Genomic DNA, 19,485 nt, shown 5'->3' with positions numbered 1-19,485 from the left:
TCGGTGGCGAACGGACCCGCATACGGCGAACGCGTCGAATACGGTGCGGATGACGTCTGCTACCGGCACCCGCGCGTGCACAGCTTCACGCTGTGCCAGCGATGCGGACGCACCGTCTGCCCGGACTGCCAGCAGGTCTCGGCCGTCGGCGTGCTGTGCCCGGACTGCGTGAAGCAGACGCAGCCGGGCACGGCGAGCCGCGCTGCGCGCACGGCCCGGGTGACGGGGCGCCGATTCGCCGCCGCCGAGTATCCGGTGACGTATACGATCATCGCGGTGAACGCGGCCGTGTACGTGCTGCAGCTGCTCGGCCACTGGTTCTTCGGCGACGGCATCACCCGCGCGCTCTGGTACTCGCCGCTCTACTCGATGCCGGGCGTCTTCCTGCCCGAGGGCTTCGGGTTCGAACCGTGGCGCATGCTCACGTCGATGTTCACGCACGACCCGACGTTCATGCTGCACATCCTCTTCAACATGTACGCGCTGTGGCTGTTCGGCCGCAATCTCGAGCACCTGCTCGGACGGGCGCAGTACCTCGTGATGTACCTGTTCGCGGGGCTCGGCGGTTCGCTCTTCGTGATGTTCTGGGTGTACGCGGACCCGACGACGCTCGCGACCCGCACGGTGGGCGCCTCGGGCGCCATCTTCGGCGTGCTCGCCGCGACGGTGGTGGTCTTCCGCAAGGCCAATGTCAACATCACATCGCTGATCGTGCTGCTCGCGATCAACTTCGGTATCGGGCTGTTGCCGGGGACGACGATCTCGTGGCAGGCGCACCTCGGCGGCATGATCGTCGGTGCCCTCACGACGTGGTTGATGTTCGCCCTGCGCGGCCCGCGCCGGAAGACCCTGCGCATCTGCGCGCTCGCCGGCCTCGGCGCGGTGCTCGTCGCGCTGGGCTTCGCCTACTTCGTCGCGCTGCCGCCGGTGTTCGCCTGACGCGTCCCCGTTCGAGCGACCGCCCAGACACTCGAGGGCCCGGCATCATGCCGGGCCCTCGAGTGTTATCCACAGGCTTGTGCACAGTCTGGGGAGAATTACACACGTGTAGTTCGTGACCGGGCGGACAGAGCAATGGCCCGTCGCGGAAGCGCGACGGGCCATTGCTCACCCTGTTGAGGGGCGGCGCTACTTCCACCACGGGGTCATCAGGAAGCCGACGAGCACGAGGCCGAAGCCGACGAAGAGGTTCGCCTGACCGAGCGGCGGCACCGGCAGCTGCATCGTGGTGCTCGTGATGTAGTAGAGCACGATCCAGACGAGGCCGAGCAGCATGAAGCCGAACATGACCGGCTTGAACCATACGGGGTTCGGCGCATCCTTGCGAGCAGCCGCCAGTGCTTCGCGATCCTTCGAGACCTCGGACGACTTGCGCTTGCTCAGATTCTTACCGGTTGCTGCCATGCCCCCGATTCTATCCGGTTCTCCCCGATCCTTGCTGATGGGGCGCCAACCGGCCGGGAGCGGCTTCACGGTTTCGCCCGCGGTCGACCTTCTACAATGAGTGCATGCTTGCCGAACGTCGACGCCGGGCCCGTCTGAGCCCGCTCACCGTCATCGGCGAACTGCTGCTCGTCGCCGGGCTCGGCGTCTTCGGATACATCGTCTGGCAGCCGTGGCACACGGGCCTCGAGGTGACGGCGAAGCAGACCCGGCTCTCCGACGAGCTCTCGGCGGGGTGGGACGCCGCACCGGCGCCCGCACCCTACGACGGTGTCGTGCCCGTGACCGCGGTGCCCGCGCCGGCCGAGAGCTTCGCCGTGCTGCGCGTGCCCGCATTCGGCACGACCTACGCGAATGCGGTCGCCGAGACGACCGACTGGTGGACGGTGCTGAACCTCGACGACAAGGGCATCGGCCACTACGAGACCACGCAGATGCCCGGCCAGCCCGGCAACTTCGCGCTCGCCGGGCACCGCTCGGGTCCGCTGATCAACTCGTTCCGCGAGATCATGAACCTGCGGGTCGGCGACCCCATGTTCGTCGAGACCGCCGACGGCTGGTACACCTACCGCTTCCGGTCGATCGAGTACGTGCTGCCCGAGGAGACCGACGTGCTGAATCCGTTCCCGCGCCTCGAGGGGCAGCCCGGCGTCGACCAGATCCTGACGCTCACCACCTGCCACCCGAAGCTCGCCGGCAGCGACGAGCGCGCCATCGCCTACTCGGTCTTGGAGGGCTTCCAGCCCCGCGATGCCGGCCCTCCGGCCGAACTGCTCGAGCTCAACCCGACGATGGAAGGCCATCAGGCCCTGAGGGGGGATCAGGAATAGTGTTCGCGATACTCTGGCGGTTCTTCCCCGGCCCCGCATGGCTGCGCGTCATCGTGCTGCTCATCGTCGCGGCCGCCCTCGTCTACGCGCTCATCGCCTACGTATACCCGTGGGTCGCGCTCCAGATGCCTCAGCAGGAAGTGACGGTGGACTCATGACACGGATTCTGGTCATCGACAACTACGACAGCTTCGTCTACACGATCGGCGGCTACCTGCAGCAGCTGGGCGCCTCGACGCGGGTCATCCGCAATGACGACGTCACGGCGGGCGAGCTCGAGCAGCTCGTCGCCGACTACGACGGCGTGCTCATCTCGCCGGGTCCCGGCACCCCGACCGATGCCGGCGTCTCGATCGCCATGGTCGGCATCGCCCTGCGCACCGGCATTCCGCTGCTCGGCGTCTGCCTCGGGCATCAGGCGATTGCCGAGGCGCTCGGCGCTACCGTCACCCATGCCGACGAGCTGATGCACGGCAAGATCTCGCGCGTGCACCACACCGGAGACGCCTTCTTCGACGACGTCGCCCCCGAGTTCAACGCCACCCGCTACCACTCGCTCGCGGTCGTGCGCGGCACGGTGCCCGAGTCGCTCGTCGTCACGGCAGAGACCGAGCACGGCATCGTCATGGCGCTGCGCCATCGCGAACTGCCGATCTACGGCGTGCAGTACCACCCCGAGTCGGTGCTCACCGAGGGCGGCTACCAGCAATTCGGCAACTGGCTGCGGGTCGCGGGGCTGCCGAACGCGGCGATGGTCGCGAAGAGCATGTCGCCGCTCATTCAGCGGTAGCAGGCCGCCCCGGCACGAGCGGGGCGATCCCTGCCAGGGATCAGCGAGCCCCCGACTGCGGGCTACGCCGTGCAGTAGATGAAGTCGACCTTCGAGCCCTGCGGCTGGCGGCCGACGAGCGACTGCGAGTTGATCGGGAACCCGGCCTGCTGCACGCAGTCCTTCGACGGAACCAGGTTCACGTCGAGCCCCCGGCCCTCGACCATGCCCGTGGCGACCTCGAGGGGCTGGCCGACGACGCTCGGAATCTCGACCATGCCGCTCGATACGGTGACCTCGATGGAAGCGCCCGATTCGAGCCGCGTACCGGGCTCGGGGCTGACGCCGAGCACCTTGCTCTCGGTGGCGACCGGATCGTCCTGCTGCGTGATCTGGCCGACGGTGAGACCGAGCTCCTCGACGGCGGTCGTGTACTCCTCGAGGGTCATGCGCGAGAACGCCGGCACCTCGGCCGACTCGGGGCCGGTCGAGACGTAGACGGTGATCTTGTCGCCCGGGCTGAGCACGGTGCCCGCCACCGGGTCGGTCGAGATGACCTTGCCGCCCGGCACCTTCTCGTTCGTCTGCTCGATCGGCAGCGGCACGAGCTCGAGCTGCCTGAGCGCGTCAAGGGCGTCGCTGCGGTTGATGTTCACGAGCTCGGGCACTTCGCGCGAGGAGTTCGGCTGGAACTCCTGCGGGGCGAGCGTCACGAGCCAGAACACGACGGCGACGATGACCGCACCGACGGTGAGGATAGCGGCCCACGTCCACATGACCGGGGGGCGGCTCTGCGTGCGCGCGGCTCCGCCGGCCTCCGAGAGCTGGCGCAGCGCGAGGTCCGATTCCGATACTTCCTCGCCGCCCGAGAAGAGCACGCCCGTCGACTGCGGCTGCAGCTGCAGGTTCGGCATTTCGCCGTCCGCCGCCATCCGCAGCGCGTCGGCGAACTCCGAGGCCGACTGGAACCGCTTGGAGCGATCCTTCGCCAGGCCGTAGAGCACGACGCGGTCGAGCTCGGGAGTCACTTCGGGGTTGCGTTCGCTCGGGGGCACCGGGCGCTCGCTCACGTGCTGGTAGGCGACCGCGACCGCGGTGTCACCGCGGAAGGGCACATCGCCGCTCAGCAGCTCGAAGAGCAGCACGGCGGTCGAATACAGGTCGGTGCGCGCGTCGATCGACTCGCCCTTCGCCTGCTCGGGCGAGAAGTAGGCGGCGGTGCCGAGGATGGCGGTGGTCTGCTGCAGCGTCGACGAGGTCTCGGAGACGGCACGCGCGATGCCGAAATCCATCACCTTCACCTGACCGCTCTTCGTGATCATGATGTTGGCGGGCTTGATATCGCGGTGCACGATGCCGGCGCGGTGCGAATACTCGAGCGCGGTGAGCACGGAGCTCACGACGCGGCAGGCCTCGGTGATCGAGAGCTTGCCCTCGGCGAGGAGCTGCCGCAGGTTGGTGCCGTCGACGTACTCCATCACGATGAATGGCAGTCGCTTCGGGCCGTCGGCGGTCTGGATGAGGTCGTCGCCCGCGTCGAACACGCGCACGACCGTCGGGTGCGCCATGCGCGAGGCCGATTGGGCCTCCTGGCGGAACCGGGAACGGAAATCCTCGTCGCCTGCGAGGTCGGCCTTCATGACTTTGATGGCGACCTGGCGACCGAGCTTCGTGTCGGTGCCGCGGTAGACAGTGGCCATACCGCCCTGTCCCACGAACTCGCCGATGGCGTAGCGTCCGGCAAGGATGCGCTGTCCGTCGCCTGCAGGCGTTTCGGGCATGTCCACCTCTTCCGTGCTCATAGGTCGTTTCAAGTCTAAAGGGTCGAACCCTGGCGCATTGCCAGCGTGGCCTGCGAGTTACTGGTCGTCGCCGGCACCCGAGCCGGCAGTGCCGTCGCTGCCGCTCGAGCTGCCGCCGTTCGGGTTCGACTGGGCCTCGACCGTGATCGCGGTCGGGGCCGATGCCGGCGAGGTCGCCGTGAACTGGCCATTGGTGCAGTCGAACGTGTAGCTCACGTTGTACGTGCCCGCCGCGCCGAACTTCACGGTCGCGGTGCCGCCGGAGATCGCGCTGACGATGGTGCCGCCGCCCGCATCGAGCACGAAGTTCGTCGGCGAGCCGAGGCCGGCCGGGCAGCTGCCCGAGATGCCCTGCAGCGTGACGTTCTCGTCGACCTTCGCGTTCGCGGGGCTCGCCGACGGCGCCGCGGGCTGCGCGATATCGCCGAACGGCACGCTGTAGGTGAGCGTGATCGTCTGGTTGAACTTGACCTTGGTGCCCGTCGGATTGACCGAGGTGACGACGTTCGCGTGCGCCGCATCGACCGGATCGCCTTCGACGGCGCGCACATCGGTGAAACCCTCGCCCTGCAAGAAGCCGATGGCCTCGTTGATCTCCATGCCGAGCAGCTGGGCCTCGTCGACGACACCGGTCGTGGGCGCGGTCGACGTCGGCTTCTTCGACGTCGTGGTCGTCTTCGACGTGGTGGTCTTCGGCTTCTCGTCGCCCCCCGAGTTCAGCATCGCGAAGGCGGTGCTGCCGCCGATGATCAGCAGCAGCACGGCGAGCGTGATCAGCGGCCAGGTCCAGGGGCTGCGCTTCTTCTTCCCCGGCTCCTCGACGGGCTCCTCGCCGTCGACGAACGCTGCGGTCGCCGCGCCCTGCGAGGCCTGGGCGCCGGGCAGCGCGGTGGTCTGCGGCATGACGGTGGTCTGCGCATCGCCCGCCGTCGTCTGCGGCATGACGGTGGTGGCGGGCGCGGAATCGCCGAGCACCTGCGGCACGTAGCTCGCGGCGAGCTGCACATCGCCGCGGTGCAGCGCCGCAGCGGCCTGCGCGAGCTTGGCCGCAGTCTCCGGGCGTCCCGCCGCATCCTTCGCAAGGCACGCCATCACCAGGTTGCGCACCGGTTCCGGCACGTCGGCGGGCAGCTCGGGCGGGGTGTCGTTGATCTGCGCCATTGCGATGGCCACCTGCGACTCGCCCGTGAAGGGGCGCTTGCCGGCCAGGCACTCGTAGGCGACGATGCCGAGCGAGTAGATGTCGGTCGCGGCGGTCGCGGTGTGGCCGCTCGCCTGCTCGGGCGCGAGGTACTGCACGGTGCCCATCACCTGGCCGGTTGCGGTGAGCGGTACCTGGTCGGCGATGCGGGCGATGCCGAAGTCGGTGATCTTGACTCGGCCCTCGGGCGTGATGAGTAGGTTGCCCGGCTTCACGTCGCGGTGCACGAGGCCGGCGTCGTGCGCGGCCTGCAGCGATGTCGCGGTCTGCGCGACGATGCCGAGCACGCGGTTCGACGGCAGACGGCCCTCGCGCTCGATGATGGCCGACAGCGGCTCGCCCGGAACGAGCTCCATGACGATGTACGCGGAACCCTGCTCTTCGCCGTAGTCGAAGACGTTGGCGATGCCTTCATGGTTCACGAGCGCGGCATGGCGCGCCTCGGCGCGGAACCGCTCCAGGAACCCCGGATCGCCCATGTACTCGTCCTTGAGGATCTTGATGGCGACGGTGCGACCGATGATGCTGTCGCTCGCCTTCCACACCTCGCCCATACCGCCGACGGCGATCCTCGAGCTGAGCTCGTAGCGTCCGCCGAATGTGATCCCTGCCGCTGGCCTCATTCGCTCAACACCGCTTCCATTACTCGTTTTCCGACTGCCGTGGGCAGGTCGTACGACCCGCCCTCAAATCCATATGCCGCGCCGCCGCCGTCTTCGATGACCACTGCGATCGCGACCTTCGGGTCATCGACCGGCGCGAACCCCGTGAACCACAGGGTATACGGTAGGTCATTCCCGTCGGCATCCGTGCCGTTCTCGGCCGTGCCGGTCTTGCCCGCGACGCGCACGCCGTCGATCGCGGCGATGTGCGCGTAGCCGTCGGCCTGGCTCACGCCGGCCTCCATCATGCCCGCGAGCGTGTCGGCCGTCTTCTTCGAGATCGGCTTCGAGAACTCCTCGTCCGCGAACTCCGTCTCGACCCGCAGATCGGGCGTGATGACCTGGTCGACGAGCCGCGGCGTCATGACGGTACCGCCGTTGGCGATGCCCGCCGAGACCATCGCGATCTGCAGCGGGGTCGAACGCACGTCGAGCTGGCCGATCGAGGACAGTGCCACCTGCGCCTGGTCCGAGGGCAGCGGGGCCACGCTCGGGGTGACATCGACAGGGATCGTGAGATCCTGGTCGAAGCCGAAGGCCGTCGCCATCTTCGGCACGGCGTCGCGATCCATGCCCATCGCCATCTCGGCGATCGGGATGTTGCAGGAGTAGACGATCGCCTGCTGCAGCGTCGCCTCGGCGCCCGAGCCGCAGGTGCTGCGGGTCGAGTTCTGCATGACCGCGGTCGACTGCGGCAGGGTGAGCTGGGCGGGGTTCGGGTAGGCGGTGTCGGGCGTCGCCGCGCCGCTCTCGATCGCGGCAGCCGCCGAGACGAGCTTGTAGACCGAGCCCGGGTGGTAGAGATCGCCCGCGATGGTGCGGTTGTCGAGCGGCTTCCCCGGGTCGTCCTCGAGCTGCCGGTAGTTCGTGATGATGTCGGCATCGCTGTTCGACGACAGCAGGTTCGGGTCGAACGAGGGGGTCGAGGCGAGCGCGAGGATGCGGCCGGTCTTCGGTTCGATCGCGACGACCGCGCCCGAGAAGCCGCCCTCGACGAGCGCCGCCGTCGCGGCCTCCTGCGCGGCCGGGTCGATAGTGGTCTCGATCGAGCTGCCCTGCGGCTTGGCGCCGTTCAGGGTGTTCATGATGCGGGTGAAGAACTGCGCGTCGCCCGAACCCGTCAGCTCCTTGTTCATCGCCGCTTCGAGGCCGGTGCGGCCCTGCGTGTTCGAGTAGTAGCCGGTGACCGGGGCGTACAGGGGCCCGTTCGTGTACTGGCGCACGTAGCGGTAGGAATCGCCCGTGGGGGTCGAGAACGCGATCGGGTCGCCGTCGATGAGAATGGAGCCGCGCTCGACCTTGTAGCCGTTCTTGACGGTGCGTCCGTTGAGCTCGTTCGCGCGCAGTTCGTCAGCGTTGACGAACTGGATCATCGTGACCGCGAAGAACAGCGCCAGGAACATCACGAACACCAGGCGGGTGAGCAGCCTCAAGGGTTTGTTCATGCCCGGATCACCAGTTTCGGCCGATTGCGGACGGAGTTCGACAGCAGGAGCAGCAGCGCGATGATGATCCAGTTCGATACGAGCGAGGAGCCGCCGGCCGCGAGGAACGGTGCGGTGAGGCCCGTGAGGGGGATGACGCGGGTGACGCCGCCGACGACGACGAACACTTGCAGGGCGATCGTGAAGGCGAGGCCCGCGGCGAGCAGCTTGCCGAAGTCGTCCTGGCCGGCGAAGCCGATGCGCAGGCCGCGGCCGACGAGCAGCAGGTAGGCGGCGAGGATGATGAACAGCCCGATCAGACCGAGCTCCTCGCCGAGGCTCGGGATGATGTAGTCGCTGAACGACAGCGGCGTATCTGCCGGGTAGCCCTGCCCGAGGCCGGTGCCGGTCATGCCGCCGTTGGCCATGCCGAAGAGGCCCTGGATCATCTGGTGGCTTGCGCCGTAGGGGTCGGAGAACGGGTCGAGCCAGTTCACGAAGCGCCGATTCACGTAGTCGAGGGTCTGGCTCGCGATGAGCCCGCCGGCGATGAAGAGCCCGCCGCCGATGATGATCCACCCGATGCGGGCGGTGGCGAGGTAGAGCATCGTCAGGAACAGGCCGAAGTAGAGCAGCGAGGTGCCGAGGTCGCGCTGGAAGACCAGCACCGACATCGCGGCGAGCCAGAAGACGAGGAGCGGCCCGAGATCCCTGGCGCGCGGGAAGCGGATGCCCAGGAACTTCTTGCCCACCATGGCGAGCGAGTCGCGGTTACGCACGAGATAGCCCGCGAAGAAGATCGCGAGGAAGATCTTCGCGATCTCGCCGGGCTGGAAGGAGAAGTCGCCGATGTGGATCCAAACGCGGGCGCCGCCGATCGTCTTGCCGATGCCGGGGAGCATGGGCAGCAGCAGCAGCACGACCGCCGCGAGGCCCGAGAGGTAGGTGTAGCGGAACAGGATCAGGTGGTTGCGGATGACGAGCAGCACCGCGATCGCTGCGATCACCGCGATGGTCGACCACAGCAGCTGGCGCACCGGGTCGGCATCGGAGTCGTCGAACGAGATGCGATAGATCATGGCGACGCCGATGCAGTTCAGCAGCACCGCGAGGGGCATGATCAGCGGGTCGGCGTCGGGCGCGACCTTGCGCACCGTGAAGTGCAGGGCGAAGACGGCGACGATGTAGAGGATGCCGATCGGCAAGAGCGTCGCGGTCGTGCGCCCGACGAGGGTGAGGTCGATGATGACGACGGCCGCGACGCCGATCGCGAGCGCGAACAGCAGCATCGACGATTCGAGAGCCAGCAGTTTGCGCGGGGCGCGGATCGCCGTGATGCGCTGCAGCACGGTCTCGCTCGTGCGGGTCTTCTCGAAGGTGCGCGGTGCTGCCGCGGCGCCGGCGTCACTCATCGTGCACCCCCAGCCGCAGCACGATGTCGCGGGCCTCGGCGAGCGAGGCCGCGCTCAACGTGCGCTCGACCTGGCGCTGCTCGAGACCGTCGAGCTGCTCGAGCGGGATGTCGGTGTCCTCCGCGACGGAGTGCAGGCTGAACGAACCGATGTCTTGCTGCACGCCCCGGTAGATGATGACGGTGTCGCCGTCGGTGCCGACGAAGTAGCGGGTCTGCGTCCACTGGTAGCCGAAGAGCAGCGCGCCGCCGACGGCGAGGAGCACCGCGAGCACGCCGAGCGCCCACAGCAGGCGGCGGTTGCGATTGCGGCGCCGCGTCTCGGCCATGAGCTCGGCGAGGTACTCGTCGACGCGCGGCTCGAAGTGGCTCTCTTCGACCTGCGGCGGCTTGCGCACCGGCCGACGCCGGCCCATGAGGCGGGTGCGCGCCGTCGTGACCTCGCCGTCGCGGGAGTCGGGGGCGTTCGCGGCCGAACCGGCGAAGCGCTGGTTCGAGGGCCGCAGCTCTTTCGTCTCGAAGGGGTCGGTCGCTGGCTGGGCGACCGTCTCGACGAGCACGACGGTCACGTTGTCGGGCGCGCCGTGCGCGAGGCTCTTGTCGATGAGGTCGTCGACTGCGCCCTGCAGCGAGTGGCGGCGGCGCAGGATCTTCTCGATGTCGGGGTCTTCGACGTAGCCGCAGAGGCCGTCGGAGCAGAGCAGCCAGACGTCGCCGGGCCGCGTGTCGAGCACGTGCGTGTCGACCTTCGGCGAGGCGTCGACATCGCCGAGCACTCGCATCAGCACCGAGCGGCGGGGGTGGGTCTTCGCCTCCTCCTCGGTGATCTTGCCGGTGTCGACGAGGTGCTGCACGAAGGTGTGATCCTGAGTGACCTGGTGCAGCTTGTTGCCGCGCAGCAGGTAGAGCCGCGAGTCGCCGATGTGGGCGAGAGCGAGCTGCTCGCCGACCGTGATGAAGCCGACGAAGGTCGTGCCCATGCCGGCGAGCTCGGGCCGGTCGAGCACGGTGTCGCGCAGGCGCTTGTTCGCCGCGAGCACCTTCGTGCGCAGCTGCTCGGCGGTCTTCGCGGCGTTCTCGGTCGGCGGGACGTCGATATCGGAGATGAACTTCGTGGCGATCGCGGAGGCGACGTCGCCGCCCGCGTGGCCGCCCATGCCGTCGGCGACGAGGAACAGGTGGTCTCCGGCGAAACCGGAATCCTGATTGTTGGATCGCACCATTCCGACATGGGAGCCGATGGCGCTTTCGTAGCCGACGCTCACGCTCAGGGCCTCAGCTCGAACGTGGTCGTGCCGATCGTGACCGGGGTGAACAGAGGCACCGTCTCCGGCTTCGAGATGCGCTGGCCGTTCAAGCGCGTGCCGTTGGTGGAGTCGAGGTCGGTGAGCACCCACTGCTGGCCCGTCTTCATGAGGCGCGCGTGGTAGGTCGAGGTGTATTCGTCGACGATGACGAGTGTGGAGTCGCCGCTGCGGCCGATGGTGACGAGGTCTTCATCGAGGTCGATCGTGGTGCCGGTCGCGACGCCCGAGGTGATGTAGAGGTGGCGCGCGGCTTCACCGGTGCCCGCAGAGGGGAGACTGTTGTCGGCTGCGGGGGCGGCGGCCGGGACGGGGGCGGCCGGCTGCAGCTGTTGCACCGACGGGCCGGCGTCGGTGTTCTTCATGCGGCGCACGGGGGCGCCGAAGAGATCGCTCCGCAACGCGTAGACGATCGCGAAGATGAAGAACCACAGCAGCAGCAGAAAGCCGCTGCGGAGGATGAGCAGGGTGAGTTCGCTCACAGTCCCCTCCAGAAATCTTGATCGATGCCGGGAGCGTCGTTGCCGTCCTTGCCGGCCGAGGGCATCGAGGAGAGCGGTGGGGCGGAGGTCTGCCGGCGCTGGGGCGGCGCGGGGCGCTGCGGCTGCGGGGTGCTCTGCGCGGGCTGCGGCCGCTGGGCCGGCGCCGCGTTCTTGCGGCCGGGCGCCATGTTGAAGCGCAGCGAGGTCTGGCCGATCGTGATGACGGTGCCCGCGACGAGCGCCGCCTCGCGGAACTTCTGCCCATTGATCTTCGACCCGTTGGTCGAGCCGAGGTCGCGCGCGACGCCCGCCGAGCCGTCCCAGATGATCTCGAGGTGCTTGCGCGATGCGGCATTGTCGGTGATGCGCACTCCGCAGTCGCTGCCGCGGCCGATGGTCGTCGTGCCGCGATTCAGTTCGTGGCGTACGCCGTCGACCTCGAGCACGGCCACCCAGTCGACCGAGCCCTCGACGCGCGACGCGTCGATCTCGACGACGCCGGCGGTCAGCGAACCGTCGGCGCGGATCTCGACGTCGGGCTCGCCGAGCAGCTGGTAGTTCTGGCGCTGCGCATGCTTCGAGACGACGCCGCGCAGCTCCTGCTCGAGGGTATCGCCGATGCTGCGCAGGCGGTCGGCCTCGTTCGGGGCCACGCGCACGGTGAAGCGGTTGGGAACGAGTACGCGGTCGCGGTCGACGATGACGGCGCCGATGTCGAGTTCGCGCTTGAGCGCCGAGGCGATCTCGACGGGCTGCACGCCGGAGCGGAACGTGCGGGCGAAGGCGCCGTTCACGGCGCGTTCGAGCCCACGCTCAACGCTGTCCAGAATGCCCACGTACCGCTTCGCTCTCTCTCGGTCTTGCTCTCACTCATTCCTAGCAGGTCGCCCGTGTGGTCCGGGCCTGCCGGAACACAGGTTCGCATCAGTTTAGCCCGCTTTGGTGTGAGCCGATCCAAGCTGCTAAGCTTGCAGAGTTGCCCGAGCGGAAGCCCGGGCGGCGATGCGCGCGAGTGGCGGAATGGCAGACGCGCTGGCTTCAGGTGCCAGTGCCCGCAAGGGCGTGGGGGTTCAAGTCCCCCCTCGCGCACTCAGGGTGTTTCACGAAATGTGAGGCCCCGAGTTCACGAAATTCGAAAGCGGGTCGGATCTCTACGGAGATCCGGCCCGCTTCTTCGTTTTCGGCGGTGCTGGGGGACGGCGTGACGGCCGCTTCTATGTGGAGACGCTCGTATTGACGCTCTCGCTGGAGCACGTGTAGCCCCTTTCGGGGCTCGTATTAACTCAATGTGAAGTTTCGGGTTTAGCTGATTTCTCAGCTGCTGTCGCCCGGCGGTGACCCGGTATCGAGGTCGAGCTCGTACGGGCGTCTCAACGGCTGTCCACTACTGTCCTTGCGCCGGCTTACGCGACGCTTCTTGCCAGACGTCTTGGCTGCGATGGGGACTGCTGCACGATTAGGTGACAGTTCTAGTCACGCCGCCAGTGCGACGGTCGTGTTCATGATGGCCTCGAACTCGACGGGCGTCAAACGCCCCAGCGAGGCCTGCTTGCGGCGTCGGTGATAGGTGCGTTCGATCCAGGTCACGATCGCGATGCGCAGCTGAGCGCGGGTGGCCCAGCGCCGGCGGTTGAGGACGTTCTTCTGCAGCAGGGCGAAGAACGATTCCATGGCCGCGTTGTCTCCGGCCGCGCCGACTCGGCCCATCGATCCGACGAGGCGGTGGTGGGTCAGGGCGCGCAGGAACTTCCGGCTGCGGAACTGGGCGGGTTCAACCGGTCGATGCAACACCGGGTTGTTGGAGCGATTGTAGCTGCTCGGCGAATACCTCTGCCGGGGTTCTCCAGCCAAGAACTTTGCGAGGCCTGTTATTGAGGGCGAGGGCCACCGCCTCGAGATCCGTGGCCGACCACCGCGACAAGTCAGTACCCTTCGGGAAATACTGCCGCAGCAGACCATTGGTGTTCTCGTTCGTGGGTCGCTGCCAAGGCGAGTGCGGATCGGCGAAGAACACCTTCGTACCGGTATCGAGGGTGAACTGCGCATGCCCGGAGAGCTCTTTCCCGCGATCCCAGGTCAGCGTTTTGCGCAGCTGGATCGGCAGGGATGTGATCGATGAAGCCAGCGCGGCGTTCATCGCGACAGCACCATATCCGCCGAGCGAGGCCCCGTTCTTCACGACTGGTGTCTTGCCCCACCCCTCCAGACGGGGCAGGTGAACCAGCAGCGTGGAGCGGCTGGAGCGCTCGATGAGCGTGCCGATCGCGGACCGGCCCGTGCCGATGATCAGATCACCCTCCCAGTGCCCGGGAACGGCACGATCATCGGCCTCGGCCGGCCGCTCGGAGAGCACGACGTCCCGAGGAACTACACCTAGCCAACTCAGATGTCACCTATCCGTGCAGCAGTCCCTGAAGAGGTTCGGGGTTGGAGGCGCGCGGAGGGCGCTGTCCAGAGAGCGTGAAGCCGGTCGGCCAGGGTGGAGCGGTGTGAAGCTACCGGAACTGCGATAATGGGTGTATGCAGTCTCCGTCGCGTCTCCCGCACTTGGTGCGCGGATCGAGCGCGGCCGGGATCGCGACGTTCGCGGCATTGTTCTCGCATGTCGTCGGCGGGGGCGCGATGCCTGGGCCGCTGGGTATCGCTGTGCCGTTGCTGCTGTCGTTGATGGTGTGCATCCTGCTTGCTGGGCGGAAGCTGTCGCTTGCTCGGCTGTCGGTGTCGGTGGTCGCGAGCCAGATGCTGTTTCACACGCTTTTCGTGCTTGGCACCCCTACCGCGGGCGCGCAGATGAATATGTCCGCCGGTCACCATCACGGTCACGGGATGATGCAGATGCCGGTGGTGTCGGAGCAGACGATCACGCTGGTGCATGGCGATGCCACGATGTGGGTGTCGCACTTCATCGGTGCCGCGGTCACGGTCTTCTTCCTGTATAGGGGTGAGAAGGCGATTCATCGTCTCCGCGCCTTGGCGGAGCAGTTCGTCGCATGGGTGCGGCATCGTCTCGTGGTGCCGCTGCGTTTCCCGGTCGCGACGGCCCCGGCGCGGGTGCCGGTCACCGTGGAGACGAGCGGTTGGTCGGTGCTGTCGCAGCTTCACGCATCGACGCTGAGCAGGCGCGGGCCGCCTCGTATCTTTCGGATCGCTCACTAACTCTCTCAGTGTCGCCGCTTTCAGGCTGGCGATTCGTGTGCTGTAGCCGGTTGTCGCCGCGCACGCACGCCTATCTTGCGTGCGCTGTCGCTTGCGTGAACCCTGCCACCACTAAGGAGAGCGCGTTTGGGCGTATCTATACGGCAGTTCGTATTGATCTGACCGCATCCCCGCACAGGCGGGTGCGGTGCCAACCCGGCGCACGAGTGCGCCTGGCGGTCGGGAGTATGCATGTTTGAAAGGCACAAGAAACCAATGATGAAGATTCGCAATCGCGCCGCGCGCGCCGGGGCCGTGTTCGGGGTGGCGCTGCTCGCGCTGACCGGATGCGCGACAGGGGCCACCGGCGGCACGAACACACAACAGGAGGAATCTGCCGCGCAGACGGCCCAGGCGGACGCGGTCTCGATCGAAGACGCGTGGGTGAAGACCGCGCAGCCGGGCGAGATGACGGCCGCGTTCGGCACGCTCGAGAACGACTCAGACCAGGACGTGACGGTGGTGTTGGTGGAATCGTCGGCGTCGCCGATGATGGAACTCCACGAGACCGTCGAGAACGATTCGGGGCAGATGGTGATGCGGGAGGTCGAGGGCGGCTTCACGATCCCCGCGAACGACCACCTGCACCTGGAACCCGGCGGGAACCATCTCATGCTGATGGAACTCCCGGAGGCGATCCAGGCCGGTCAGGAGGTGACGTTCACCCTCACGTTCTCCGACGGCTCCACGTTCGAGTTCACGGCCGTCGCGAAGGACTACGCGGGCGCAAACGAGACGTATGAGGGCGACATGGATCATGGCGACATGAACCACGACGACGCCGACCACAGCGAGCACTGATGAGGGGCGCCGACCGGGGCGAGCCGTCCGGCAAGGCGTCGTCGACCCGGCGGCAGTTCCTCCTCGGAGGGGCTGCCGCCGGGGTCGGCGCGGCCGCCGCACTCGGCATCGACTACGCCCTCACCCCACGCGGCGGTGAAGCGCCTGCGTCGATGCCGCTGAACGGTAGCGAGACGGTGCCGTTCTACGGTGCACATCAGGCCGGGGTGGATACCGATGCACAGGCGCACGCCGTGTTCATCGGCCTCGACCTGCACCAGGAGACTGACCGGGATGGGCTGCGGCGCATGATGGGGATCCTCACGGATGATGCGGCGCGTCTCACGCAGGGTGTGCCGCCGCTCGCGGATTCCGAACCGGAACTCGCAGTCGCACCCGCGAGGTTGACGGTGACGTTTGGGTTCGGGCCGGGCTTCGTCGCTCGCGCGGGCGGCCCCAGCCCCGGGTGGTTGGGGCCGTTGCCCGCGTTCGGCATCGACCAGCTCCAACCGGAGTACGGTGACGGGGATCTGCTGATCCAGGTCGCCTCGGACGACCCGGTCACGGTCGCGCACGCGACCCGGATGCTCCTCAAGGACACGCGCAGCTTCGCAGGCTTACGGTGGGTGCAGTCGGGGTTCCGGCGCGCGCACGGTTCGGTGAAGCCGGGCACGACGATGCGGAACCTGTTCGGGCAGGTCGACGGCACCACCAACCCCACCCCCGGCACCGCGGACTTCGACGAGGTCGTGTGGTCCACGGGCGGCTGGCTTTCGGGCGGCACGGGGGCGGTGATCCGTAGGATCCGGATGGATCTGGACAAGTGGGATCGTCTCGACCGTTCCGGACGCGACCAATCCATCGGCCGGTTCCAGTCCAACGGCGCACCGCTCACGAGCAGCCCGCACGGGGCGGCGGCTGAGTTCGATGAACCTGACTTCGAGGCGAAGACCCCGATCGGGTTCACGGTGATCCCGGAGTTCTCCCATATGGCGAGGGCCCGCCCGGTCGAGGCGCACGAGCGGATCTTCCGTCGTGCCTACAACTATCAGGGCCCGCCTGCGGGTGATGAGCTGTCGGAGTCGGGGTTGATCTTCGTCTCCTACCAGGCGGATGTGGAGCGGCAGTTCGTGCCGATCCAGCGCCGCCTGGACGAGCTCGATCTGCTCAACGAGTGGACTACCCCGATCGGGTCGGCGGTGTTTGCGATCCCGCCCGGCTGTGCGGAGGGCGGTTTCATCGGCGATACCCTGCTGCGCTGACCCATGGCGGCATCTCCGCGAGGTCGCAGCGCACCAAGAAAACACATCACACACATCATTTGAAAGAAAGAAATCATTAACATGAACACCAACACCGATTCCAAGAAGCGCCCCCTCCTCGTGGGCGGTGCGGCCCTACTCGGCGCAGTCGCGCTCACGCTCGGGGGCACGGCAAGTGCTCACGCGCATGTCGGTGCGAGCCCGAACACGAACGAGGCAGGCGCATACGCGGTCGTGACCCTCAGCGTTCCTCACGGCTGCGACGCCTCGCCGACGACGAAGGTTGCGATCCAGATCCCGGACGGGATCAACGCGGTCACCCCGACCCGCAACAGCTTCTACACGGTCGAGAAGACCATGGAGCAGTTGGACACCCCGATCACCGACGCGCATGGCAACGAGGTCACCGAGCGGGTCGCCGAGGTCGTCTACACGGCCTCGACTCCGCTGCCTGCGGATCAGCGTGACGTGTTCGAGCTGTCGCTGCAGCTCCCCGAGGAGGCGGCAGGTTCGATGCTGTATTTCCCAGCGGTGCAGACCTGTGAAAAGGGTGAGTCGGCGTGGGTGCAGATCCCCGCAGATGGGCAGGATCCCCATGAACTCGAGCTGCCCGCACCCGGCTTCGAGGTCGTCGCAGCAAGCGGCGACAGCCACGGCCACGGGGATGAGGCCTCCGAAGCGAGCACCGGGGAGGCTGCGGCGCACAACGAGGAGACGGCCGCGAGCAATGACCAGACGCCGCTCGTGACCACCGCGCTCGTCGTCGGCGGGCTGGGCCTGATCGCGGGTGTGATCGCGCTGATCCGGGGGCGCAAGCAGGCATGACCCTCACCGTCGCCGGGGAGCTCCCACCGCACGCAAGGCGCACGGTCCTGCGTGCGGTGGGCGCGCTGCTGCTCGGGCTGCTGTTCGTGTTCGGGGTCGGGGTCGCGCCCGCGCAGGCGCACGCCGAACTGCTGAGCACGAATCCCGAGGACGGTGCCGTGATCGACGCGGCACCGGACACCGTGGAGCTGCGGTTCAATGAGCCCGTGCAGCTGATCGAAGACGCGATGCGTCTCTTCCCCGGCGACGGCACCCCCGTGGTGCTCACTGCTCGCACGGTCGATACGACCGTCACGATCACCTTGCCCGACGATCTGGGTGAGGGCGCGTATGCGCTCGCCTACCGGGTCGTGTCTGCTGACGGGCATCCCATCGGCGGGGCGCTGACTTTCCAGATCGGTGACGGCGACTACACTGCCCCCGACACGAGCGCGGCCCCCGCCGATCCGGTCGTGACCGACACCATCGTGTCGTTGCTTACTGTCGCGCAGTACCTCGGACTGCTCCTCCTGGCGGGACTCTTGTGCTTCGACCGCATCGTGCTCCGCCGCGACGAAGCCCCGACCCGGGGCACCCGCCGGATCCTGCACTATGCCATTGGCGCGGCGGTGGTCGCGTCGCTGCTGCTCATCCCGGCGTCGGGGTCGCGCGTCACCGGCCGCGAGTTCATCACTTACCTGCCCGAGAGCGGCGACCTCGTGCTCCTCCCCGCAAGCACCTGGATGCCTGGTGTCTCCTGGCAACTTCTCGCCGCCACTACTCTCGTCACCGTGCTCGGCCTCGCCGCCACGATTCTGGGATCCCGCTCGCGAGGTGCTGCGGGCAGGGCCTGGGCGCTCGGGTGCACGGCCCTCGCGCTTGCCGCGCCGCTCCTGGTCGGGCACACCCAGACCGTGCAGCCCGTGTGGGTGATGCTCGCCGCAGACTACGGTCACCTCGCCACTGGGGCGTTCTGGCTCGGCGGCGTCACCGGACTCCTGCTGTATGTTCGTGCCGCGCGCCCGGCAGTGCGTGGCGGACGCCCCCGCATCTCGGCCCGGCATTCGGCCGGAGTGGTCGCCCGGTTCTCGCGGTTCGCGCTGTACAGCGTGATCCTGCTCGCGGTCAGCGGCACCATCATGGCCGTGCTCATCGTCGGTTCCTGGCAGTCCCTCGTCAGCAGCGGGTACGGCCTGCTCCTCACGATCAAGCTCATCATCGTCGGAGCGGTCATCGCGGTCGCAGCATGGAACCGCAACGACCTCCTGCCCCGCATCACCCGGCACCCGGCAGACGAGCGGCAGTGGGTGAGCTTGCGCCGCACTCTCACTGCCGAGGCCATGCTGCTGGTCGCGGTGCTTGCGGTCACCGGATTCCTCACCAACACCAGCCCCACCACGACTCCCGAGCACTCGCACGGCACCGAGACCACCGCACCCCCGGCGCAAGAGACTGCCTTGCATGCCGCGTCGCAAGGGCTGACCGTCGACGGCACGATCACACCGGCCACCATCGGCAAGAACACGGTCGCGTTCCGCCTGGAATACAAGGGTGAACCCATCACTACCGAAGAGGTAACCGTTGAGGCACGCCTGCCCGAGCAGGAACTCGGCCCTTTCACCGCAACCCCGCAGTTCGACGCGGCGACGGGTGGGTACGAGGCGGCGCTCACGATGCCCGTGGCGGGCGAGTGGCAGATCCAGATAACAACCCGCATCGACACCTACACGCAGCCCATCGTAATCATCCCGGTCACGATCGGTTGAGTCACTGAAAACGGCCCTACCGACGTCGGTGGGCTCGGAACGCTTCATGCGCCAACTCATGTGCTACCGACCGTGCTGAGTCGCGTATCACGGTGAAGTTATCCACAGGTGAGGCTCACGGAAACCGCGGAATCATGCGGCAGAACGCCGATTCACGATTTCATGTGCGAGGGGAACGGATCAGCTCACCTCCCACGCCGTTGACCGCAGTCACGCGGGCGATCAATCCTTTTGCACGTAAAGTCAGCGCGTCATGGAGTTCAGTTGAACGTGGGGTTTTGTGAACAACAGTGCAGGCAAAACTTCCCCAAAACCAGGTTTCATCGTCGTGTCCTTCCAGGTGTGTCAAC

The 19,485-nt window shown here is 67.4% G+C and carries 17 protein-coding genes, 1 tRNA gene and 2 pseudogenes; 10 read left to right on the top strand and 10 right to left on the bottom strand.

Annotated features, from left to right (window positions below; translation table 11 throughout):
- The first annotated feature begins 3 nt into the window (after positions 1-3).
- Complete coding sequence (locus tag ACUYTF_RS05005) at positions 4-939, top strand: rhomboid family intramembrane serine protease (protein ID WP_434144464.1); 936 nt, start codon at positions 4-6, stop codon at positions 937-939.
- A gap of 189 nt (positions 940-1,128) precedes the next feature.
- On the opposite strand, the gene ACUYTF_RS05000 is transcribed toward ACUYTF_RS05005, so the two are convergent.
- Complete coding sequence (locus ACUYTF_RS05000) at positions 1,129-1,404, bottom strand: cell division protein CrgA (RefSeq protein WP_434144465.1); 276 nt, start codon at positions 1,402-1,404, stop codon at positions 1,129-1,131.
- A 104-nt stretch (positions 1,405-1,508) separates the two neighbouring features.
- On the opposite strand from ACUYTF_RS05000, the gene ACUYTF_RS04995 reads away from it, so the two are divergent.
- Genes ACUYTF_RS04995 through ACUYTF_RS04985 form a run of 3 tightly spaced genes read left to right on the top strand, consistent with a single transcriptional unit; the run spans position 1,509 to position 3,063 of the window.
- Positions 1,509-2,273, top strand: a complete 765-nt coding sequence (locus ACUYTF_RS04995; protein WP_434144466.1) for a class E sortase — start codon at positions 1,509-1,511, stop codon at positions 2,271-2,273.
- Positions 2,273-2,431 (top strand): hypothetical protein, encoded by a 159-nt coding sequence (locus ACUYTF_RS04990; protein WP_434144467.1) that lies wholly within the window; start codon positions 2,273-2,275, stop codon positions 2,429-2,431. Before ACUYTF_RS04995 ends, ACUYTF_RS04990 begins: the two co-directional genes overlap by 1 nt.
- A complete protein-coding gene (locus ACUYTF_RS04985) occupies positions 2,428-3,063 on the top strand; it encodes an anthranilate synthase component II (RefSeq protein WP_449279382.1) in 636 nt (211 codons plus the stop codon). The genes ACUYTF_RS04990 and ACUYTF_RS04985 overlap by 4 nt, the downstream gene beginning before the upstream one ends.
- Positions 3,064-3,125: 62 nt before the next feature.
- On the opposite strand, the gene pknB is transcribed toward ACUYTF_RS04985, so the two are convergent.
- Genes pknB through ACUYTF_RS04950 form a run of 7 tightly spaced genes read right to left on the bottom strand, consistent with a single transcriptional unit; the run spans position 3,126 to position 12,164 of the window.
- Positions 3,126-4,844: a Stk1 family PASTA domain-containing Ser/Thr kinase gene (gene pknB / locus ACUYTF_RS04980; RefSeq protein ID WP_434144469.1), complete on the bottom strand. Its 1,719-nt coding sequence runs from the start codon at positions 4,842-4,844 to the stop codon at positions 3,126-3,128.
- Between the two features lie 57 nt (positions 4,845-4,901).
- The gene (locus ACUYTF_RS04975) at positions 4,902-6,668 is read right to left on the bottom strand and encodes a protein kinase domain-containing protein (protein WP_434144471.1); all 1,767 of its coding nucleotides are present in this window, start codon (positions 6,666-6,668) and stop codon (positions 4,902-4,904) included.
- A complete protein-coding gene (locus tag ACUYTF_RS04970; protein ID WP_434144472.1) occupies positions 6,665-8,152 on the bottom strand; it encodes a penicillin-binding transpeptidase domain-containing protein in 1,488 nt (495 codons plus the stop codon). Before ACUYTF_RS04970 ends, ACUYTF_RS04975 begins: the two co-directional genes overlap by 4 nt.
- Complete coding sequence (locus ACUYTF_RS04965; RefSeq protein ID WP_434144473.1) at positions 8,149-9,543, bottom strand: FtsW/RodA/SpoVE family cell cycle protein; 1,395 nt, start codon at positions 9,541-9,543, stop codon at positions 8,149-8,151. Before ACUYTF_RS04965 ends, ACUYTF_RS04970 begins: the two co-directional genes overlap by 4 nt.
- The gene (locus ACUYTF_RS04960) at positions 9,536-10,807 is read right to left on the bottom strand and encodes a Stp1/IreP family PP2C-type Ser/Thr phosphatase (protein WP_434144474.1); all 1,272 of its coding nucleotides are present in this window, start codon (positions 10,805-10,807) and stop codon (positions 9,536-9,538) included. Before ACUYTF_RS04960 ends, ACUYTF_RS04965 begins: the two co-directional genes overlap by 8 nt.
- A gap of 2 nt (positions 10,808-10,809) precedes the next feature.
- Positions 10,810-11,328 carry an FHA domain-containing protein FhaB/FipA gene (locus ACUYTF_RS04955; protein WP_434144475.1) on the bottom strand — a complete coding sequence of 173 codons (519 nt, stop codon included), beginning with the start codon at positions 11,326-11,328 and terminating at the stop codon, positions 10,810-10,812.
- The gene (locus ACUYTF_RS04950) at positions 11,325-12,164 is read right to left on the bottom strand and encodes an FhaA domain-containing protein (protein ID WP_434144476.1); all 840 of its coding nucleotides are present in this window, start codon (positions 12,162-12,164) and stop codon (positions 11,325-11,327) included. Before ACUYTF_RS04950 ends, ACUYTF_RS04955 begins: the two co-directional genes overlap by 4 nt.
- Before the next feature lie 170 nt (positions 12,165-12,334).
- On the opposite strand from ACUYTF_RS04950, the gene ACUYTF_RS04945 reads away from it, so the two are divergent.
- A tRNA-Leu gene (locus tag ACUYTF_RS04945) sits at positions 12,335-12,417 on the top strand.
- Positions 12,418-12,801: 384 nt separating this feature from the next.
- Here ACUYTF_RS04945 and ACUYTF_RS04940 read toward each other — a convergent pair.
- A pseudogene (locus ACUYTF_RS04940) lies at positions 12,802-13,095 on the bottom strand (integrase core domain-containing protein); the annotation flags it as partial.
- Positions 13,096-13,099: 4 nt separating this feature from the next.
- Positions 13,100-13,702 (bottom strand): annotated as a pseudogene (locus ACUYTF_RS04935) (IS30 family transposase); the annotation flags it as partial.
- A gap of 146 nt (positions 13,703-13,848) precedes the next feature.
- Here ACUYTF_RS04935 and ACUYTF_RS04930 point away from each other — a divergent pair.
- From ACUYTF_RS04930 to ACUYTF_RS04910, 5 genes are all read left to right on the top strand, one after another.
- Positions 13,849-14,484 carry a hypothetical protein gene (locus tag ACUYTF_RS04930; RefSeq protein ID WP_434142785.1) on the top strand — a complete coding sequence of 212 codons (636 nt, stop codon included), beginning with the start codon at positions 13,849-13,851 and terminating at the stop codon, positions 14,482-14,484.
- A gap of 258 nt (positions 14,485-14,742) precedes the next feature.
- A complete protein-coding gene (locus ACUYTF_RS04925; protein ID WP_434142786.1) occupies positions 14,743-15,324 on the top strand; it encodes a copper chaperone PCu(A)C in 582 nt (193 codons plus the stop codon).
- Complete coding sequence (locus ACUYTF_RS04920; protein WP_434142787.1) at positions 15,324-16,565, top strand: Dyp-type peroxidase; 1,242 nt, start codon at positions 15,324-15,326, stop codon at positions 16,563-16,565. Before ACUYTF_RS04925 ends, ACUYTF_RS04920 begins: the two co-directional genes overlap by 1 nt.
- Positions 16,566-16,646: 81 nt before the next feature.
- Positions 16,647-17,390, top strand: coding sequence for a DUF1775 domain-containing protein (locus tag ACUYTF_RS04915; RefSeq protein ID WP_434142788.1), 744 nt, complete (start codon positions 16,647-16,649; stop codon positions 17,388-17,390).
- Entirely contained in the window at positions 17,387-19,135 is a 1,749-nt protein-coding gene (locus ACUYTF_RS04910) for a copper resistance protein CopC (RefSeq protein WP_434142789.1), read from the top strand. The genes ACUYTF_RS04915 and ACUYTF_RS04910 overlap by 4 nt, the downstream gene beginning before the upstream one ends.
- Positions 19,136-19,485: the final 350 nt, after the last annotated feature.

This window comes from Leucobacter sp. GX0328, from assembly GCF_053567315.1.
The sequence above is the reverse complement of the archived record's forward strand: the minus strand, read 5'-3'. Positions and strand labels throughout refer to the sequence as shown.

Bases quoted from the DNA above. Each gene is read 5' to 3' on its own strand.
- ACUYTF_RS05000 (WP_434144465.1), bottom strand. From the start codon at position 1,404: ATGGCAGCAACCGGTAAGAATCTGAGCAAGCGCAAGTCGTCCGAGGTC.
- ACUYTF_RS04995 (WP_434144466.1), top strand. From the start codon at position 1,509: ATGCTTGCCGAACGTCGACGCCGGGCCCGTCTGAGCCCGCTCACCGTC.
- ACUYTF_RS04985 (WP_449279382.1), top strand. From the start codon at position 2,428: ATGACACGGATTCTGGTCATCGACAACTACGACAGCTTCGTCTACACG.
- pknB (WP_434144469.1), bottom strand. From the start codon at position 4,844: ATGAGCACGGAAGAGGTGGACATGCCCGAAACGCCTGCAGGCGACGGA.
- ACUYTF_RS04975 (WP_434144471.1), bottom strand. From the start codon at position 6,668: ATGAGGCCAGCGGCAGGGATCACATTCGGCGGACGCTACGAGCTCAGC.
- ACUYTF_RS04970 (WP_434144472.1), bottom strand. From the start codon at position 8,152: ATGAACAAACCCTTGAGGCTGCTCACCCGCCTGGTGTTCGTGATGTTC.
- ACUYTF_RS04965 (WP_434144473.1), bottom strand. From the start codon at position 9,543: ATGAGTGACGCCGGCGCCGCGGCAGCACCGCGCACCTTCGAGAAGACC.
- ACUYTF_RS04930 (WP_434142785.1), top strand. From the start codon at position 13,849: ATGCAGTCTCCGTCGCGTCTCCCGCACTTGGTGCGCGGATCGAGCGCG.
- ACUYTF_RS04925 (WP_434142786.1), top strand. From the start codon at position 14,743: ATGAAGATTCGCAATCGCGCCGCGCGCGCCGGGGCCGTGTTCGGGGTG.
- ACUYTF_RS04920 (WP_434142787.1), top strand. From the start codon at position 15,324: ATGAGGGGCGCCGACCGGGGCGAGCCGTCCGGCAAGGCGTCGTCGACC.
- ACUYTF_RS04915 (WP_434142788.1), top strand. From the start codon at position 16,647: ATGAACACCAACACCGATTCCAAGAAGCGCCCCCTCCTCGTGGGCGGT.
- ACUYTF_RS04910 (WP_434142789.1), top strand. From the start codon at position 17,387: ATGACCCTCACCGTCGCCGGGGAGCTCCCACCGCACGCAAGGCGCACG.